This is a genomic window from Bacillus sp. AF23, from assembly GCF_020861455.1.
GTDB classification, from domain to species: domain Bacteria; phylum Bacillota; class Bacilli; order Bacillales; family Bacillaceae; genus Bacillus; species Bacillus halotolerans.
On sequence record NZ_JAJHVY010000012.1, the window covers coordinates 57,766 to 76,075 of the forward strand.

At 44.1% G+C, this 18,310-nt stretch carries 20 protein-coding genes; 19 read left to right on the forward strand and 1 reads right to left on the reverse strand.

Going from position 1 to position 18,310, the window contains the following annotated elements:
• Positions 1–195: 195 nt before the first annotated feature.
• The 17 genes from trpE (at position 196) to ypjB (ending at position 16,090) form a co-directional block, all read left to right on the forward strand.
• A complete protein-coding gene (gene trpE / locus LNN34_RS03895) occupies positions 196–1,743 on the forward strand; it encodes an anthranilate synthase component I (protein WP_101860364.1) in 1,548 nt (515 codons plus the stop codon).
• Entirely contained in the window at positions 1,715–2,731 is a 1,017-nt protein-coding gene (trpD, locus tag LNN34_RS03900) for an anthranilate phosphoribosyltransferase (protein WP_229042762.1), read from the forward strand. The genes trpE and trpD overlap by 29 nt, the downstream gene beginning before the upstream one ends.
• Positions 2,724–3,476 carry an indole-3-glycerol phosphate synthase TrpC gene (gene trpC, locus LNN34_RS03905; protein WP_229042763.1) on the forward strand — a complete coding sequence of 251 codons (753 nt, stop codon included), beginning with the start codon at positions 2,724–2,726 and terminating at the stop codon, positions 3,474–3,476. Before trpD ends, trpC begins: the two co-directional genes overlap by 8 nt.
• Before the next feature lie 4 nt (positions 3,477–3,480).
• Complete coding sequence (locus tag LNN34_RS03910; protein ID WP_229042765.1) at positions 3,481–4,134, forward strand: phosphoribosylanthranilate isomerase; 654 nt, start codon at positions 3,481–3,483, stop codon at positions 4,132–4,134.
• Positions 4,115–5,317: a tryptophan synthase subunit beta gene (gene trpB / locus LNN34_RS03915; RefSeq protein ID WP_229042766.1), complete on the forward strand. Its 1,203-nt coding sequence runs from the start codon at positions 4,115–4,117 to the stop codon at positions 5,315–5,317. The genes LNN34_RS03910 and trpB overlap by 20 nt, the downstream gene beginning before the upstream one ends.
• Positions 5,310–6,113, forward strand: coding sequence for a tryptophan synthase subunit alpha (gene trpA, locus LNN34_RS03920; protein WP_229042768.1), 804 nt, complete (start codon positions 5,310–5,312; stop codon positions 6,111–6,113). The genes trpB and trpA overlap by 8 nt, the downstream gene beginning before the upstream one ends.
• Before the next feature lie 11 nt (positions 6,114–6,124).
• Entirely contained in the window at positions 6,125–7,207 is a 1,083-nt protein-coding gene (gene hisC / locus LNN34_RS03925; RefSeq protein WP_229042769.1) for a histidinol-phosphate transaminase, read from the forward strand.
• A 48-nt stretch (positions 7,208–7,255) separates the two neighbouring features.
• Positions 7,256–8,371: a prephenate dehydrogenase gene (locus LNN34_RS03930; protein ID WP_229042771.1), complete on the forward strand. Its 1,116-nt coding sequence runs from the start codon at positions 7,256–7,258 to the stop codon at positions 8,369–8,371.
• A 10-nt stretch (positions 8,372–8,381) separates the two neighbouring features.
• Complete coding sequence (gene aroA, locus LNN34_RS03935) at positions 8,382–9,668, forward strand: 3-phosphoshikimate 1-carboxyvinyltransferase (protein WP_059293700.1); 1,287 nt, start codon at positions 8,382–8,384, stop codon at positions 9,666–9,668.
• A 348-nt stretch (positions 9,669–10,016) separates the two neighbouring features.
• Complete coding sequence (locus tag LNN34_RS03940; protein WP_229042775.1) at positions 10,017–11,288, forward strand: tetratricopeptide repeat protein; 1,272 nt, start codon at positions 10,017–10,019, stop codon at positions 11,286–11,288.
• Between the two features lie 69 nt (positions 11,289–11,357).
• Complete coding sequence (locus LNN34_RS03945) at positions 11,358–11,897, forward strand: ReoY family proteolytic degradation factor (RefSeq protein WP_003225551.1); 540 nt, start codon at positions 11,358–11,360, stop codon at positions 11,895–11,897.
• 58 nt (positions 11,898–11,955) lie between these two features.
• Positions 11,956–12,402, forward strand: coding sequence for a YpiF family protein (locus tag LNN34_RS03950; protein ID WP_059293702.1), 447 nt, complete (start codon positions 11,956–11,958; stop codon positions 12,400–12,402).
• Positions 12,403–12,543: 141 nt separating this feature from the next.
• The gene (locus tag LNN34_RS03955) at positions 12,544–13,047 is read left to right on the forward strand and encodes a ubiquinol-cytochrome c reductase iron-sulfur subunit (protein ID WP_010334725.1); all 504 of its coding nucleotides are present in this window, start codon (positions 12,544–12,546) and stop codon (positions 13,045–13,047) included.
• A 1-nt stretch (position 13,048) separates the two neighbouring features.
• Positions 13,049–13,723, forward strand: a complete 675-nt coding sequence (gene qcrB / locus LNN34_RS03960) for a menaquinol-cytochrome c reductase cytochrome b subunit (RefSeq protein WP_003225560.1) — start codon at positions 13,049–13,051, stop codon at positions 13,721–13,723.
• Positions 13,724–13,755: 32 nt separating this feature from the next.
• Positions 13,756–14,523 carry a menaquinol-cytochrome c reductase cytochrome b/c subunit gene (locus LNN34_RS03965; protein WP_010334724.1) on the forward strand — a complete coding sequence of 256 codons (768 nt, stop codon included), beginning with the start codon at positions 13,756–13,758 and terminating at the stop codon, positions 14,521–14,523.
• Between the two features lie 110 nt (positions 14,524–14,633).
• Positions 14,634–15,227: a DUF1405 domain-containing protein gene (locus LNN34_RS03970; RefSeq protein ID WP_229042777.1), complete on the forward strand. Its 594-nt coding sequence runs from the start codon at positions 14,634–14,636 to the stop codon at positions 15,225–15,227.
• Between the two features lie 68 nt (positions 15,228–15,295).
• Entirely contained in the window at positions 15,296–16,090 is a 795-nt protein-coding gene (gene ypjB, locus LNN34_RS03975; RefSeq protein WP_044155141.1) for a sporulation protein YpjB, read from the forward strand.
• A gap of 43 nt (positions 16,091–16,133) precedes the next feature.
• Here ypjB and LNN34_RS03980 read toward each other — a convergent pair whose 3' ends face one another.
• Positions 16,134–17,006 (reverse strand): YitT family protein, encoded by an 873-nt coding sequence (locus LNN34_RS03980; RefSeq protein WP_044155146.1) that lies wholly within the window; start codon positions 17,004–17,006, stop codon positions 16,134–16,136.
• Positions 17,007–17,145: 139 nt separating this feature from the next.
• Between LNN34_RS03980 and LNN34_RS03985 the strand changes: the two genes are divergently transcribed.
• The gene (locus LNN34_RS03985) at positions 17,146–17,481 is read left to right on the forward strand and encodes a nucleotide pyrophosphohydrolase (RefSeq protein WP_059352445.1); all 336 of its coding nucleotides are present in this window, start codon (positions 17,146–17,148) and stop codon (positions 17,479–17,481) included.
• Positions 17,482–17,492: 11 nt separating this feature from the next.
• Positions 17,493–18,296: a 4-hydroxy-tetrahydrodipicolinate reductase gene (gene dapB, locus LNN34_RS03990; RefSeq protein WP_059336620.1), complete on the forward strand. Its 804-nt coding sequence runs from the start codon at positions 17,493–17,495 to the stop codon at positions 18,294–18,296.
• Positions 18,297–18,310: the final 14 nt, after the last annotated feature.

Genomic DNA, 18,310 nt, shown 5'->3' on the forward strand with positions numbered 1-18,310 from the left:
TACACAAGAGTGTGTATAAAGCTTAGTGAATGAGTTGAGTTAGAGAATAGGGTAGCAGAGAATGAGTGTAGTTGAGCTGAGACATGTATGTTTATTCTACCCAAAAGAAGCCTTTCTTTTGGGTTTATTTTGTTATATCTTGATTTTCCCTCTCATGCCTTCTTCTCATTCTCCTTGCCAAAAGGAGTGAGAGCAATGAATTTCCAATCAAACATTTCTGCATTTTTAGAGGACAGTATGTCCTACCGCACCATACCGATTGTGGAGACATTCACAGTTGACACACTGACACCTATCCAAATGATCGAGCAGCTGGACAGGAAGATCACTTACCTTCTTGAAAGCAAGGATGACACATCAAATTGGTCCAGATATTCGTTCATCGGCCTTCAGCCATTTCTAACGATCAAAGAACAGCAAAATGATTTTACTGCTCAAGATGAGAATGGACGATCCCTTTACACTGGAAAAGAATTAAAAGAGGTTCTGGATTGGATGAATGCAGCATACAAAATCAAAACGCCAGAGCTTGCCATTCCCTTTGTAGGCGGAGCTGTCGGGTATTTAAGCTATGACATGATCCCGATGATTGAACCTTCTGTTCCTCGCCACAGGAAGGAAACGGAATTTGAAAAGTGTATGCTGTTTGTTTGCAGCACATTAATTGCTTATGATCATGAAACAAAAAACGTCCATTTTATTCAGTATGCTAGATTGAATGGACAAGAAACTGAAGCTGAAAAAATTGCTGTGTTCAATAAAAATCACCGAGAGCTACAAGGCCTCATTGATAAGATGATGGATCAAAAAAACATAAAAGAACTGTTTCTTTCATCTGAGTCATATAAGACACCAGGTTTCGATTCAGTATCTTCAAATTACGAAAAATCTGCGTTTATGGCAGATGTAGAAAAGATCAAAGAATATATAAAAGCAGGTGACATCTTTCAAGGTGTCCTGTCACAAAAATTTGAGATTCCGATAACAGCAGATTCCTTCGAATTGTACAGAGTGCTGCGAATCGTCAATCCTTCGCCGTATATGTATTATATAAAACTCCCGGACAGAGAGATTGTCGGCAGCTCTCCGGAACGGTTAATCCACGTTCAAGACGGGCATTTGGAAATCCATCCGATTGCCGGAACAAGAAAAAGAGGCGCAGACAAAGAGGAAGATGAAAAACTCAAAATTGAGCTGATGAAAGATGAAAAAGAAAAAGCGGAGCATTATATGCTCGTTGATCTAGCTCGAAACGATATCGGCAGAGTGGCAGAGTATGGATCGGTTGCTGTGCCGGAGTTCACAAAGATCGTCTCATTTTCACATGTTATGCACATCATTTCAGTCGTCACAGGGAGGTTGAAAGAGGGAGTTCACCCTGTTGATGCGCTAATGTCGGCTTTTCCTGCGGGAACTTTAACCGGGGCCCCAAAAATCCGTGCCATGCAGCTTTTAAATGAATTGGAGCCGACACCGAGAGAGACATACGGCGGCTGCATCGCCTACATCGGATTTGACGGGAATATCGACTCCTGTATTACGATCCGCACCATGAGCGTAAAAAACGGTGTCGCATCCATACAGGCTGGAGCAGGTATTGTTGCTGATTCTGTGCCGGAAGCCGAATATGAAGAAAGCTGCAACAAAGCGGGCGCACTGCTGAAAACCATTCATATTGCTGAAGACATGTTTCGTAGCAAGGGGGATGAAGCCGATGAACCAATTTCTGCAAACGTGCGTTGACGGTAAGACACTTACTGCTGTTGAAGCGGAAGCGCTTATGAATATGATGATGACAGCAGAAATGACTCCTTCTGAAATGGGCGGTATATTGTCTATCCTGGCTCATCGGGGCGAAACTGCAGAAGAGCTGGCGGGCTTTGTGAAGGCCATGCGGACACATGCCCTTACGGTAGACGGACTTCATGATGTGGTTGACACATGCGGTACAGGCGGTGACGGCATCTCTACCTTTAATATTTCAACGGCATCGGCAATCGTTGCTTCAGCAGCAGGAGCTAAAATTGCTAAGCACGGCAATCGCTCCGTATCCTCTAAAAGCGGAAGCGCCGATGTTCTAGAAGAGCTTGGGATACCAATCCAAACCACACCTGAAGAAGTCAGAATCAGCATTGAAACAAATAACATGGGATTTCTCTTTGCGCCGCTTTATCATTCGTCCATGAAACATGTAGCGGGTACAAGAAAAGAGCTCGGATTCAGAACGATTTTTAATCTGCTCGGACCGCTCAGCAATCCTTTGCGGGCGAAGCGTCAGGTGATCGGTGTCTATTCTGCTGAAAAAGCGGGATTGATGGCAAGCGCACTGGAAATGTTCCAGCCGAAGCATGTACTATTCGCAGCAAGCCGTGACGGTTTAGATGAGCTTTCGGTTACATCACCGACCGATGTGATTGAAATAAAGGATGGAGAGCGCCGGGAATATACTGTTTCACCCGAAGACTTCGGCTTCAAAAATGGCAGACTTGAAGATATACAGGTGCAGTCACCGACAGAAAGCGCTCATCTGATTCAGAATATTTTTGAAAATAAAAGCAGCCGATCAGCTTTATATATTACAGCCTTTAATGCCGGCGCTGCGATATACACGGCGGGTATTGCCGAAACACTGAAAGAAGGAACGGAGCTTGCGTTAGAAACGATTGTAAGCGGAGGTGCCGCAGCGCAGCTCAATAGACTGAAACAGAAAGAGGGAGAGATCTATGCTTGAAAACATAATCAATCAAAAAAAAGAAGAAGTCAAAACTCTCATCCTGCCAGAAGAGCAGCCTTTTGAAAAACGGTCTTTTAAAGAGGCGCTGGCTAATCCGAACCGTTTTATCGGATTGATTGCCGAAGTCAAAAAAGCGTCGCCGTCAAAAGGACTCATTAAAGAAGATTTTGTTCCGGAGCAGATTGCAAAAGACTATGAAGCTGCGCAGGCAGACGCGCTTTCTGTTTTAACTGACTTTCCGTTTTTCCAAGGGAAAAACAGTTATTTATCAGACGTAAAGCGTGCTGTTTCGATTCCGGTGCTGAGAAAAGATTTTATTATTGATTCTATTCAAGTGGAGGAATCAAAGAGAATCGGAGCAGATGCCATATTGTTAATCGGAGAGGTGCTTGATCCCGTACAGCTTCACGAGTTGTATCTCGAAGCAGGGGAAAAGGAAATGGACGTGTTAGTGGAGGTTCATGATCAAACGACGCTTGAACAAATAGTGAAGGTATTCACCCCTGATATTCTCGGTATTAATAATCGAAACTTAAAAACGTTTGAAACTTCGCTCGAACAGACGAAACAGATTGCATCCCTAGTTCCGAAAGAATGCTTGCTTGTCAGTGAAAGCGGCATTGGTTCTTTAGAACATTTAACATTTGTCAAAGAACATGGAGCACGAGCTGTTCTCATCGGAGAGTCATTGATGAGACAGCATTCACAGAAAAAAGCAATCCATGCTTTGTATGGGGAGTGAGGATGTGAAAAAACCGGCATTAAAGTATTGCGGTATACGGTCTCTGCAGGATCTGCGGCTTGCAGCGGATTCACAGGCAGATTATCTGGGTTTTATTTTTGCTGACAGTAAACGAAAAGTATCTCCGGCAGCTGTGAAAAAGTGGCTGAGCCAAGTTCGCACCGAAAAACAGATTGCAGGCGTTTTTGTGAATGAATCGCTGGGAACGATTTCCCGTATAGCAGGCGATTTGCAGCTTGACGTCATCCAGCTTCATGGTGATGAGACGCCAAAGGATGCTGAAGCCCTCCGTCTGCTGACAAATTGTGAAATATGGAAGGCGCTCCATCATAACAGCACAGCAATTCAGGACTTGGACCGCTTTAACGATTCTGTAGACGGTTTTGTGATTGACTCATCTGTAAAAGGGGCAAGAGGCGGGACTGGAGTGGCTTTTGCTTGGGATTGTGTGCCTGAATATCAGCAGAAAACTGAACAAACGGGGAAACGGTGTTTCATCGCAGGCGGTGTGAATCCCGACACAATCGCAGACTTATTAAAATGGAGACCGGGCGGAGTCGATCTTGCCAGCGGAATAGAAAAAAACGGACAAAAAGATGACAAACTGATTAGGCTCTTAGAAGAAAGGATGAACCGATATGTATCCATATCCGAATGAAATAGGCAGATACGGCGATTTTGGCGGGAAATTTGTTCCGGAAACTCTTATGCAGCCGTTAGAAGAAATTGAAACAGCATTTAAGGAAATAAAGGATGATCCTGTTTTTAGGGGAGAATATCATAAGCTGTTAGCTGAATATTCCGGCAGGCCGACCGCATTAACATATGCCGATCGAGTCACAGAACATTTAGGCGGCGCCAAAATTTATTTGAAAAGAGAAGATTTAAACCATACAGGTTCTCATAAAATCAACAATGCTTTAGGCCAGGCATTGCTTGCAAAAAAAATGGGCAAAACGAAAATCATTGCAGAAACAGGTGCCGGACAGCATGGAGTAGCCGCCGCCACAGTTGCTGCCAAGTTTGGTTTTTCCTGCATTGTATTTATGGGTGAAGAGGATGTCGCCCGCCAGTCTCTGAACGTATTCCGAATGAAGCTTCTTGGAGCAGAGGTTGTGCCGGTCACAAGCGGAAACGGGACACTGAAGGATGCGACAAATGAGGCTATCCGTTATTGGGTTCAGCATTGTGAGGATCATTTTTATATGATTGGATCGGTTGTCGGACCGCACCCTTACCCGCAAATTGTCCGGGAATTTCAAAAACTGATCGGAGAGGAAGCGAAGGATCAGCTGAAAGACATTGAGGGAACACTGCCGGATAAAGTCGTTGCCTGCGTAGGCGGCGGAAGTAATGCGATAGGCATGTTTCAGGCATTTTTAGACGAAGATGTTGAACTGATCGGTGCTGAAGCGGCAGGAAAAGGAATTGACACCCCGCTTCATGCCGCTACCATTACGAAAGGAACTGTCGGTGTGATTCACGGTTCGCTCACTTACCTCATTCAAGACGAGTACGGTCAAATTATTGAGCCTTATTCAATTTCAGCAGGACTTGACTATCCGGGAATTGGTCCGGAGCACGCCTATTTGCATAAAAGCGGCCGTGTCACATACGATAGCATAACTGATGAAGAAGCAGTAAACGCGTTAAAACTATTGTCAGAAAAAGAAGGGATTTTACCAGCGATCGAATCTGCTCATGCATTAGCGAAGGCATTTAAAATCGCAAAAGAGATGGGGCGGGATCAAACTATCCTCGTCTGTTTATCAGGAAGAGGAGACAAGGATGTCAACACATTAATGAACGTATTGGAAGATGAGGTGAAAGCGCATGTTTAAAGTAGACCTGCAGCAGTCGGGAAAGTTGTTTATCCCGTTTATTACAGCGGGTGATCCGTTGCCGGAAGTATCAATCGAACTGGCTAAGTCTCTCCAAAAAGCGGGTGCCACGGCACTTGAGATTGGTGTAGCATACTCTGATCCGCTGGCAGACGGTCCGGTGATTCAGCGGGCTTCAAAACGGGCGCTTGAGAACGGGATGAATATTGTAAAAGCGATTGAATTAGGCGGAGAAATGAAAAAAAATGGCGTCAATATTCCCATTATCCTCTTTACGTATTATAATCCTGTGTTACAATTGAACAAAGAATACTTTTTCGCTTTACTGCGGGAAAATCATATAGACGGCCTGCTTGTTCCGGATCTGCCTTTAGAAGAGAGCGCCAGCCTTCAAGCGGAATGCAAAACCCATGAGGTAACGTATATTTCTTTAGTTGCACCGACAAGCGAAAGCCGTTTGAAAACGATTATTGAACAAGCCGAGGGCTTCGTCTACTGTGTATCTTCGTTAGGTGTGACCGGTGTCCGAAATGAGTTCAATTCATCAGCTTATCCATTTATCCGGACAGTGAAGAACCTCAGCGCTGTGCCGGTTGCTGTTGGGTTTGGTATTTCCAGCCGCGAGCAGGTGGTCAAGATGAATGAAATCTGTGACGGTGTCGTAGTGGGAAGTGCGCTCGTCAAAAAGATAGAAGAATTAAAGGATCGGCTCATCAGCACTGAGATGAGAGATCGTGCAGTGCAGGAGTTTGAAGATTACGCGAAGACGTTTGGCGGTTTGTACAGTTTAAAATGAGGTGACTGGATTTGCGTATCAAAGAACATTTAAAACAACTGAAGCCTTATCAGCCGGGTAAACCGATTGAAGCAGTAAAAGCAGAATATGGCTTGGATAAAGTCGTGAAGCTTGCATCAAACGAAAATCCGTACGGCTGTTCGGAAGCTGCAAAAGAGGCGCTTCATCATGAAATTCAACAGCTTGCGCTTTATCCCGATGGATATAGCGCAGCTTTGCGGACAAGGCTCAGTGAGCACCTCAATGTGAGCGAAACATCACTTATTTTCGGTAATGGTTCAGATGAAATCATCCAAATTATATGCCGGGCTTTTTTAAACGACAAAACAAACACGATTGCAGCAGCACCGACTTTTCCGCAATATAAGCATAATGCGGTGATTGAAGGAGCTGAAGTTCGTGAAATTGCCCTTCGTTCTGACGGCTCTCATGATTTAGACGCGATGCTTGAAGCGATTGACGAACAGACTCAAGTCGTTTGGATTTGCAGCCCGAACAACCCGACTGGAACTTATACAACTGAAGGAGAATTGACTTCCTTTCTGGAACGTGTTCCTTCTCGTGTCCTCGTTGTTCTTGATGAAGCATATTATGAATATGTAACAGCTGAGGATTACCCGGAAAGCATACCGCTTTTGAATACGTATTCCAATCTGATGATATTGCGCACGTTTTCAAAGACATACGGTCTGGCGGCGCTTAGAGTCGGATACGGTATTGCTGACGAAAAATTGATCCGCCAAATAGAGCCGGCAAGAGAGCCGTTTAACACCAGCCGTCTTGGCCAGGCTGCCGCGATTGCAGCCCTTGACGATCAAGAATTTATCGCTTCTTGTATCGAGAAAAATCAAGCAGGCCTTCAGCAGTATTATGATTTTGCGGAAACACACGGATTAAAGTGCTACCCTTCACAGACAAACTTTGTTTTAATAGACTTTAACCGCCCGTCTGATGAGTTGTTTCAGGCATTGCTGCAAAAAGGTTATATTGTCCGATCAGGAAATGCATTAGGGTTCCCGACTTCACTCCGGATTACGATCGGCACGAAAGAGCAAAACGAGGAAATTCTCGCAACTTTAGCTGAAATTTTATAAGAGGTGGTCAAGAATCACCTCTTTAGTCTATGAACCAGGTGATGATGAATGAATCAAATCAAAGATACAATATTGCTCGCCGGTCTCGGATTGATAGGCGGTTCTATTGCGTTAGCCATCAAAAAAAAACATCCGGAAAAACGCATTATTGGGGTCGATATCTCAGATGAGCAGGTAGTGGCTGCCTTAAAATTAGGTGTGATAGACGAGAGTGCTGAATCGTTTATTGACGGCGCGAAAAAAGCTGCAACCGTTATTATTGCAACACCTGTTGCGCAAACGCTGCTTATGCTTGAAGAGTTGGCCCATTCAGAAATTAAGCATCCGCTTTTGATTACTGACGTAGGAAGCACAAAGCAAAAAGTGGTTCATTACGCCGATCAAGTGCTGCCTGCCGGCTACCAATTTGTCGGAGGGCATCCGATGGCGGGCTCGCATAAATCAGGAGTTGCCGCTGCAAAGGAATTTCTGTTTGAAAATGCGTTTTATATTTTAACCCCGGGCCGTAAAACGGACAGACAAGCGGTCAATCAGTTAAAACATATGCTGCAAGGGACGAATGCCCAATTTGTAGAAATGTCGCCTGAAGAGCATGATGGCGTAACAAGCGTGATCAGTCATTTTCCGCATATTGTTGCAGCCAGTCTTGTGCATCAGACCCATCACTCGGAAGAGCTTTATCCGCTTGTGAAGCGGTTTGCTGCCGGCGGTTTTCGGGATATTACCCGGATTGCATCAAGCAGTCCTGCAATGTGGCGTGATATTCTGTTACATAATAAAGATAAGATTTTAGATCGTTTTGATGAGTGGACTCGTGAGATTGAAACGATCCGGACATATGTAGAGCATGGAGATGCGGAAAAACTATTCAATTATTTTAAAACGGCAAAGGACTACCGTGATGGACTGCCTCTCCGCCAGAAGGGCGCAATACCGGCATTTTATGATTTATACGTAGACGTGCCAGATCATCCTGGGGTGATTTCCGAGATAACGGCTATACTTGCTGCGGAACGCATCAGTATAACGAATATCCGCATTATTGAAACGAGAGAAGATATTAACGGGATTTTAAGGATCAGTTTTCAATCCGATGATGACCGTAAACGGGCCGAACAGTGCATAGAAGCCCGCGCGGAATACGAAACTTTTTATGCTGATTGAGGTGGAAACAATGAAAAGAGAAAAGGTGCAGGCGTTAAACGGCGAAATACATGTTCCCGGTGATAAATCTATTTCTCACCGCTCTGTTATGTTTGGCGCGCTTGCGAAAGGCACAACAACTGTTAAAAATTTTCTGCCGGGAGCAGACTGTCTGAGCACCATCGATTGCTTTAGTAAGATGGGTGTTCAAATTGAGCGAAACGGCAGTGATGTAGTCATTCACGGGAAAGGGATGGATTCCCTGCGAGAACCAGAAAGTCTGTTAGACGTCGGTAATTCAGGCACAACGATTCGTCTGATGCTCGGAATCCTTGCGGGCCGTCCTTTTTACAGCGCGGTAGCTGGGGATGAAAGCATTGCGAAACGCCCAATGAAGCGTGTAACAGAGCCTCTGAAACAAATGGGCGCTAAAATTGACGGCAGAGCCGGCGGAGAATTTACACCGCTGTCAGTAAGCGGCGGTACATTAAAAGGCATTGACTATGTATCACCTGTGGCCAGCGCTCAAATTAAATCGGCTGTTCTGCTTGCCGGGTTGCAGGCTGAGGGAACTACCGCTGTCACCGAGCCTCATAAATCCAGAGATCATACTGAACGGATGCTGTCTGCTTTCGGAGTGAAACTGGCAGAGGACAAGACAAGTGTCTCCATAAAAGGCGGCCAGCAGCTTACGGCTGCAGATATTTTTGTTCCCGGAGATATTTCTTCAGCCGCATTTTTCCTTGCAGCTGGCGCAATGATTCCAAACAGCAGAATTGTACTGAAAAACGTGGGGTTAAATCCGACTCGGACAGGTGTCATCGATGTGCTTCAAAACATGGGGGCAAAGCTTGAAATCAAACCATCTGTTGACGAAAGCGCAGAGCCTTATGGAGATTTGATCATTGAAACGTCATCTCTTAAAGCGGTTGAAATTGGCGGAGATATGATTCCGCGTTTGATTGATGAGATTCCTATTATTGCGCTACTTGCGACTCAGGCGGAAGGAACAACAGTCATTAAGGATGCCGCAGAGCTTAAAGTGAAAGAAACGAACCGTATCGATACAGTTGTTTCAGAGCTTCGAAAGCTCGGTGCTGAGATTGAACCGACTGAAGACGGAATGAAGGTATACGGCAAACAAACTCTCAAAGGCGGCGCGAAAGTATCAAGTCATGGAGATCATCGGATCGGGATGATGCTAGGCATAGCTTCCTGTTTAACAGAGGAGCCGATTGAGATCGGACAGATAGACGCCATTCATGTGTCATATCCAAACTTTTTTGATCATTTAAATAAGCTTTCAAACAAATCCTGAAGTTTATGCTTCAGGATTTGTTGTGTGAGCGTTTATCAGTCATAAACTGAAGGAAAAAAACATAGCCTGTCTTATAGAGGAATATAAAAACACAAAAGAGGGAGGGGGGCTTTACTTACAAGTCGGCAGGTCAAGGGCTGCTTTACTGTAATAGAGGGCTATCTTCCTTTTTTTATTTGCTATCGCAGGATCTTTTGATAAACTAATAAGACTCAGAAATTCCTTGACGTACAGTGTAAGCATCTTATTTGCCGAGGGCTATCCTCTGAATTATGATAGGATTAACCCGAACAAATAAGACTTTTATGTATGATTGATGTTGTTAGGAAAAGAAAGGATCGGTCCGATTTGAATACATTAATTCAAGAAGCCATAAAATTAGTTGAAGCAGGAGAAACAGAAAAGGGACTCAACACCCTCTCGAAGGCCGAAAAACAGCTTCATGATGAAGATAAAGCCATCGCAGCACAGCTTTATTACGAGTGGGGAAATGTAGAGAAAGCGATCTCACTGATTAGTGATTTGCATGATTTATATCCGTATGAAACAGAACTGACGAATTTTTATGCTGAACTTTTAATAGATATTGACGAAGAAGAAAAAGCATTGGCTGTGCTGGAAACGATCCCGGAATCAGACCCATCATATCCGGAAAGCCTGCTGCTCATGGCTGATCTTTATCAGATGCAGGGGCTGTTCGAAGTAAGTGAGCAAAAGCTTTTACAGGCAAAGTCTATTCTTGAAAATGAACCAATCATTGATTTTGCGTTAGGCGAGCTATACTTTACTCAAGGAGCCTATGCAAAAGCTGTTCAATATTTTAAAAGTACGGCTGGGGAGCAGAGTGAGATCGGAGGCGTTAATGTCCACCAAAGATTGGCGGAATCGCTAAGTGCATCAGGAGATTTTGAGGAGGCCATTCCATGGTATGAAAAAGCTGTAGATGAGAATCCTGACCCTAATACAATTTTCGGCTATGGATTTACAGCCTCGCAGGCGGGACTGATCAAAACGGCTATTAAACAGCTGTCCGATTTAAAGGAGCTTGATCCATCCTATTCATCACTTTATATGCCGCTTTCAAAAAGCTATGAGGCTGAAGGGATGTATGAAGAGGCATTAAAAACGGCAAAAGAGGGTATCAGGTATGATGAATATAACAAAGAGCTTTTCCTCTATGCCGCAAAGATGGCGTTAAAAATCGGGAAGTCAGAAGAAGGGAAAAAACTTCTTCAGGAAGCGCTTGCTCTTGATCCTGGCTTCGTCGAAGCACTCCATACTTTACTTGCTGTGTATCATAAGGAAGAGGATTATGAGCAAATTATTGATCTGATTCAAGAGGTGCGGGGCTACGGGGAAGAAGATCCGAAATACAATTGGTATCTGGCCAGCGCTTACACCGAATTAGAGCAATACGAAGAAGCAAAACAATCCTTTGAAGCTGCTTTTCTTCACTATCGTGAGGACAGAGATTTCTTATACGAATACGCAACCTTTTTATTAGAAGAAGGCCTCCAACAAGAAGCGCTGCCGCTATTGAAAAAGGTACTCGAAATAGACGGAGCCAATGAAGAGCTGGAAGAAATAATCTTGCGGATCGAGGATGAATTTTCGAGATAAGCAGGAATTTTAACCGCTTATGTGGAACATATAAGTATAGATTATACGAACGATAGAGGAGGGAATTACATGCAGACCCCTGTTTCTGTCAATGAGAAAAAGGATTTTATCCGTTGGTTTTTAAACCATTATCAGCTAAAGCGCAGAGAGTGCGTATGGATCCTGAACTACTTAATGAGCCACGATTCTTTAATGGAAAAGGTTCATTTTGTAGAGCAGGCAGAATTTTGCCCGAGAGGCATTATAATGTCAACACATTGTGTTGAAGAAGTTCCGTTTCGGTTTTATAAAGAGAATGTCATGACAACCGACGCGGAAAAATCTTTTCATGATATTAGATTAAATAAACAGCAGGATTTGTTTATCCAGCTTAATTTCCGTTCAGCCTACAGTTCTCCTGAGTATGCGGCGGTGCTGGAGTCCAACCCTCACATTCCGAAAGATCTGTTTGAAAACAAAAAAGATCAGGGGCTGGCTGAACAAATCCTGGAGCACGCCATTTCTACATTCCAAAGAGAAAAATTATTAAAAGACATTGACGATGCGCTCGATCGTCACGATAAAGAAGCATTTGAACAATTATCGCGCCAATTGAATCAGCTCACATAACATGACCAGCCTTGCAGTGTAACGCAAGGCTCGTTGTCGTAAAAAGGGGAGAACGATGATGAGGTGGAAAATGCCTGATGCCAAGGACTATTTACAATCTAAAGATTACATTGATACCGCTGTCATACCATTAATTAACATACAAATGGGGAGCCAATTAAAAATAGCAGCAGAAAGAGGCGAATTTACGCAGCTTCTAGCTGATGAATTGGAAAGGCAGTTAAAAGGACGGGTATATTTATTGCCTGCTTATACATATGTTGATAGAAATGAAAATACCGTTCAAGGGCTGAAAGATTTACAGGAGGAGGTCAAATCAGATTTTCAGCATGTTGTACTGCTGACAGCTGATGATCATTGGAGTAGCGAAGAGTCATTGGGGAAGATGATTGTTGCGCCTTCTGTTCCGTTAGAGCACTTAAATGACTCCATAAAAAGAAAAATATTAGATGAACGCACAGCTGAAATTTTGAACGTTTTGTTACAGTTATGGAACGCTTCGTAAAAACACTTACATTTCCTTATAAACAATATTTTGGCTATATTGACCTTGCTGAGAGATTCATATATTATGAGGGTGTCTAGAGTTATGAAATATTTTCTATTTTAGTCAGTTTGCAGGGTTGACCTTGAGGGGGGAGAAGAGATGGGCGGAAGACATGATATATCGAGACGTCAATTTTTAAATTATACGCTTACAGGCGTAGGGGGGTTTATGGCGGCTAGTATGCTCATGCCTATGGTTCGCTTTGCACTCGACCCGGTATTAAAATCGACAGGAAAGCAGGACATGGTTCAGGTTGTCAGCGTAGATGAGCTGACAAAAGAGCCGCAGCGCTTTGATTTCAAAATTAATCAAGTCGATGCCTGGTATGAGTCGGAAGAATCGAGATCAGCTTGGGTTTTCAAAAATGGGGATGAGATTGTAGCACTTTCACCAATTTGTAAGCATTTGGGGTGTACGGTGAACTGGAACAGCGATCCTAAAAATCCGAATAAATTTTTCTGTCCTTGCCACTACGGACTCTATGAAAAAGACGGCACCAATGTCCCGGGCACGCCGCCGCTTGCGCCTCTTGATCATTACGAGCAAGAAGTTAAAGACGGCTTCCTGTATCTTGGAAAAGCAAAGCCTAAGGGGGAAGGGTGACATGCTGAACAAAATTTATGACTGGGTAGATGAACGGCTTGATATTACACCGATGTGGAGGGATATTGCCGATCACGAAGTGCCGGAACATGTGAATCCCGCCCATCATTTCTCTGCGTTTGTGTACTGCTTTGGGGGACTGACGTTTTTTGTAACCGTTATCCAAGTGTTGTCTGGGATGTTTTTAACGATGTATTATGTACCTGATATTAAAAATGCCTGGGAATCGGTATATTATTTGCAAAATGAAGTTGCATTCGGCCAGATTGTCAGGGGAATGCACCATTGGGGCGCCAGCTTGGTCATTGTGATGATGTTTTTACATACGCTGAGGGTCTTTTTCCAAGGGGCGTATAAAAAGCCGCGGGAACTGAACTGGATAGTCGGTGTGTTAATCTTTTTTGTCATGCTTGGGCTTGGGTTTACAGGCTACTTGCTTCCTTGGGATATGAAGGCTCTGTTTGCCACAAAAGTCGGGTTGCAGATCGCTGAAGCCACTCCTTTGATCGGGACGCAAGTCAAAACACTCCTGGCAGGGCATCCGGATATTGTAGGCGCCCAAACGCTGACTAGGTTTTTTGCGATCCATGTATTCTTTCTTCCTGCCGCCTTGTTTGGATTGATGGCCGCACACTTTATTATGATCCGTAAGCAGGGGATTTCAGGACCGCTTTAAACTTGATCTGCGAATAAAAGGGAGGGGATGACATGCACCGGGGCAAAGGGATGAAATTTGTAGGAGACTCAAGGATACCGGCTGAGAAAAAGCCGAATATACCGAAGGATTACTCAGAGTATCCCGGTAAAACAGAAGCCTTCTGGCCAAATTTCCTATTGAAGGAATGGATGGTCGGAGCTGTCTTTCTGATCGGTTTTCTTGTTTTGACGATTGTACACCAGCCGCCTTTGGAGCGGATGGCGGACCCGACGGATACAGGTTATATTCCGCTGCCGGACTGGTATTTTCTTTTCTTATATCAGCTTTTGAAATACGAATACGCCGCTGGGAGCTTTACGGTGGTCGGCGCTATGATTATGCCGGGGATCGCCTTTGGCGCGCTGCTTTTGGCGCCATTTCTCGACAGGGGAACGGAAAGAAGGCCATGGAAGCGTCCCGTGGCTGTCGGGATGATGCTCTTGGCTATTTCCGCGGCTGTATTTTTGACCTGGCAGTCCGTAGCTACTCACGACTGGGCAAAGGCGGAGGAGCAGGGGAAAATCACAAAAGAAGCGGATATCGATACCAGTGCCGAAGGATATAAAATTTTTCAGGAGCAGGGCTGTATTTCATGTCACGGGGATAATCTTCAAGGCGGAGCGGCCGGGCCTTCATTGGTAGACACCGGACTGAAGCCGGAAGAAATCAAAAAGATCGCTGTTGAAGGAAAAGGCCAAATGCCGGCAGGCGTGTTCAAAGGAAATGATAAGCAACTTGAAGAACTTGCGAAATTCATTTCCGAAACAACGGCAAAATAACGTATTGTGAATTGCGAAACGGAAGGATATACTTTTATTATCAAAAGCTGACCAGGCGTCAGCTTTTTTATATGGACACATTATTTTTACAGACTGAGAGTTGATTTGATGTGAAATGGTTTCAATATGTATTAGGACAGCGAACGATGCTTATTCTTGTCTTAGTGATCAATTTTCTGGGAACGGTTTACGGATACTATTGGTACTTGCCTCAGCTTTTGGAGACGCCGGCCCGTTTCCTCATCTTTGTCCCGGACAGCCCGACAGCAACGTTTTTCTTTTTGTTTGTGCTGCTGGCCTTTCTCATGAAGCGGAATGCTCCGCTTTTTGAAGCGCTTGCGTTAGTGACGCTCGTGAAATATGGCTTGTGGGCGGTCGGAATGAATCTTCTCGTATTAGCTGTAACGGGTGATTTGCCATGGGAAGGCTATATGCTGATTGCCTCGCATTTTGCAATGGCTGTCCAGGGGGTGCTGTACAGCCCGTATTTTCGATTCTCATTATGGCATCTTGTTATCGCTGCGGTCTGGACGCTTCATAATGATGTCATTGATTACCTGTTTGGAATGATGCCGCAATACTCCATGCTTTCTGAATATATGACTGACATAGGATACGGAACGTTTTGGCTGAGCATCTTTTCAATCGGATTTGCCTTCTATCTCGTCATTTCGAAAAAGCAAACAAAGCTTCAACTGACGTAAAGACAATCTTGGTCTATCCTTGTCCTTTCCTTCATATTCTGTAAGGAGAGAGAGTGGGAGGGACCTGCATGAAACGAAAGCTGACGATCTGTTTGTTGATTGCTCTTATTTTTTATAATGGGAACGCCAAGGCTGAAGAGCGGGGAAGCCTCAAGGAATTGAATGATTTATCCGATACGGTTTTTCAAATGACCCGCCAGTCGAAATATGAAGAGGCACTGCAAGTCTTATCTTATTTTGAAAAAACATTAAAATCCGCTGAAAAACAGAAGCAAGACAGCATGTTAACTGGAGCCCAAATTCGCCAGATTACTTTGGGCTATAACGATATGGTACGGAGTTTAAAACAGTCTGATGCATCAGACACACAAAAGCTCAGAGCAGCCGCGCAGTTCAGAATGCTGATGGATGCTGTTGACAATCAGTCTGATCCCCTTTGGGGGTCACTGGAGAAGCCGATTATGGAGGTCTTTGCCGCACTCAAGCAGGATGTCCAAAAAAATGAAAGTACGAGCTTTCATGAAAAGTGGAACGAATTTATCAGCTTGTATGATTTGATTTATCCAAGTCTTACAATCGATATATCAGAAGATCAGCTTGATACAGTCGGAAAACATATTGAAGTGATTGAGCAAGAGGGGTTTCAGCAAATGACCGAGAGTACAAAGCTTGAACGGCTTTCCCTACTCCAGAACGATCTGAAGAGTGTATTTGACAGGGTGGAAGAGGATGATGCAGATCCGTCTTTGTTATGGGTGATGATCACTACAGGCGGTATCATCATTACTGCACTTACTTATGTCGGTTACAGAAAATACAGAGCGGAGAAAAAGAAACTAAAAAAGCGGGATTATCCAAAATGAGTAAGAGGGGCGGCGGCAGCCGCCTTTTGTCATTCAAGAAACATTAGCGCGGGAGCGGATTTTTATTTTCATCGAGTGTAAATCCTTCTCCAAGCACATCGTGGACATCACTAACCGCGACAAAGGCATGAGGGTCAATGGAGTTAATCACACTTTTCAGCATGACCAGTTCGTTTTTGGGCACTACACAATACAGCACGTCTAGATCCTCTTTCGTGTAGGATCCCTGTCCTTTCAAAATGGTAACGCCCCGTTCCATTTCCTCAAGAATTTTCTTCTGAATCTGGTCGTTTTTCGCAGAGATGATTGTTGCACCTTTAGCTGCGTATCCGCCTTCCTGAATAAAATCAATCAGTCTTGCCGCCACAAAAACGGCAACCAATGTGTACATGGCTTCTTTGTAAGAGAGATAGGTAAGCAATGATAAAATGATCACGCAAGCATCGAAAGCAAACATCGTTCGGCCCATTGGTATCCCAAAATACTTATTGACCAAACGGGCAATGATATCAACCCCGCCCGTCGTACCGCCGAACTTAAAAATAATGCCTAAGCCGGCTCCAATGAATACGCCGGCAAATAAAGCGGCAAGCGCAAGATCATGCTGAAGGGGCATATGTATTTCATATCGCTGAAAAATGCTGAGGAATAAAGACAGTGCTACAGTACCGACTAGGGTGTATACAAACATCGTCTTGCCCAGCAAACGCCAGCCGATAAAAAAGATCGGGATATTCAAAACCAGGTTTGAAATAGAAGGACTAATATGGAAAAGGGCATAAAGCAATAGCGTAATTCCCGTGAATCCACCCTCTGCCAGATTGTTTTGCATATTGAAATGAACCAGGCCAAATGAAAAAATTGCTGCACCGATTAAAATAAAAAATATGTTTTTTAATCTAATTTCTCCAAGCATCACACAAAACCCCTTTTCCTTCCATTAGATAGCGTTTATATTATAGTGGATGCAAAAGAAAACAGCAAACGTGCTTAAACATTTGTCAAACGTATCCGAATTAGCTAACATGTAAGAGGATGATAGGAGGTTTCGTGCAGTGAGTGATAAAACAATGAAAGATATACAGGCTGAGGTGGACCGCTACATCGGCCAATTTAAGGAAGGGTATTTCAGCCCGCTTGCCATGATGGCAAGATTAACCGAAGAACTGGGCGAGCTTGCAAGAGAAGTCAATCATCGCTATGGAGAAAAACCAAAAAAAACGACTGAAGATGATAAAAGCATGGAAGAGGAAATGGGAGATGTGCTGTTTGTATTGGTTTGTTTAGCCAACTCACTTGATATTTCATTAGAGGAAGCCCACGACCGAGTCATGCATAAATTTAATACTAGAGATAAAGACCGCTGGACAAGAAAAGAAGAAGGAAAGTAGAGGAGATCAAGATGTCAAACGAAACAATTAAAGTAGTCATTGCAGGACCGCGGGGAAGAATGGGGCAAGAAGCTGTTAAATTGGCGGAAAAAACACCTCATTTTGACCTAGTCGGAGCAGTTGACCATACATACGATCAGCACAAATTATCTGATGTGATGTCTGTTGAGTCTGATGCTCTTATTTACACAGATATCCATGCCTGCTTTACAGAAACAAAACCAGATGTATTGATTGATTTAACTACACCCGAAATCGGGAAAGTACATACAAAAGTTGCATTAGAACACGGTGTCCGCCCTGTAGTGGGTACGACCGGTTTCTCTGATACTGATTTGAAAGAACTTACATCTCTGACAGAAGAAAAAGGGATCGGGGCTATCATCGCTCCAAATTTTGCATTGGGTGCGGTACTCATGATGAAATTCTCAAAAATGGCTGCCAATTACTTCGATGATGTTGAGATTATTGAGCTTCACCATGATCAGAAGCTTGACGCGCCAAGCGGAACGGCTCTCAAAACAGCTGAAATGATTTCCGAGGTTCGAAAAGAAAAACAGCAAGGACATCCAGATGAAAAAGAAATTCTCCCAGGAGCAAGAGGTGCGGAGCTAAACGGAATCCGTCTGCACAGTGTTCGTCTTCCAGGGTTGATCGCCCATCAGGAAGTGATGTTCGGCATGGACGGCCAAACGCTGCAGATCCGTCACGATTCTTATAACCGTGCTTCCTTCATGTCCGGTGTAAAACTGTCTGTAGAACAAGTCATGAAGATTGATCAGCTTGTCTACGGATTGGAAAATATCATTGATTAGACAGGGGGATAAAT

Bases quoted from the DNA above. Each gene is read 5' to 3' on its own strand.
- aroA (WP_059293700.1), top strand. From the start codon at position 8,382: ATGAAAAGAGAAAAGGTGCAGGCGTTAAACGGCGAAATACATGTTCCC.
- qcrB (WP_003225560.1), top strand. From the start codon at position 13,049: ATGCTGAACAAAATTTATGACTGGGTAGATGAACGGCTTGATATTACA.
- trpD (WP_229042762.1), top strand. From the start codon at position 1,715: ATGAACCAATTTCTGCAAACGTGCGTTGACGGTAAGACACTTACTGCT.
- LNN34_RS03980 (WP_044155146.1), bottom strand. From the start codon at position 17,006: ATGCTTGGAGAAATTAGATTAAAAAACATATTTTTTATTTTAATCGGT.
- LNN34_RS03950 (WP_059293702.1), top strand. From the start codon at position 11,956: ATGAGGTGGAAAATGCCTGATGCCAAGGACTATTTACAATCTAAAGAT.
- trpE (WP_101860364.1), top strand. From the start codon at position 196: ATGAATTTCCAATCAAACATTTCTGCATTTTTAGAGGACAGTATGTCC.
- LNN34_RS03945 (WP_003225551.1), top strand. From the start codon at position 11,358: ATGCAGACCCCTGTTTCTGTCAATGAGAAAAAGGATTTTATCCGTTGG.
- LNN34_RS03930 (WP_229042771.1), top strand. From the start codon at position 7,256: ATGAATCAAATCAAAGATACAATATTGCTCGCCGGTCTCGGATTGATA.
- LNN34_RS03955 (WP_010334725.1), top strand. From the start codon at position 12,544: ATGGGCGGAAGACATGATATATCGAGACGTCAATTTTTAAATTATACG.
- trpC (WP_229042763.1), top strand. From the start codon at position 2,724: ATGCTTGAAAACATAATCAATCAAAAAAAAGAAGAAGTCAAAACTCTC.
- ypjB (WP_044155141.1), top strand. From the start codon at position 15,296: ATGAAACGAAAGCTGACGATCTGTTTGTTGATTGCTCTTATTTTTTAT.
- trpB (WP_229042766.1), top strand. From the start codon at position 4,115: ATGTATCCATATCCGAATGAAATAGGCAGATACGGCGATTTTGGCGGG.
- LNN34_RS03965 (WP_010334724.1), top strand. From the start codon at position 13,756: ATGCACCGGGGCAAAGGGATGAAATTTGTAGGAGACTCAAGGATACCG.
- trpA (WP_229042768.1), top strand. From the start codon at position 5,310: ATGTTTAAAGTAGACCTGCAGCAGTCGGGAAAGTTGTTTATCCCGTTT.
- dapB (WP_059336620.1), top strand. From the start codon at position 17,493: ATGTCAAACGAAACAATTAAAGTAGTCATTGCAGGACCGCGGGGAAGA.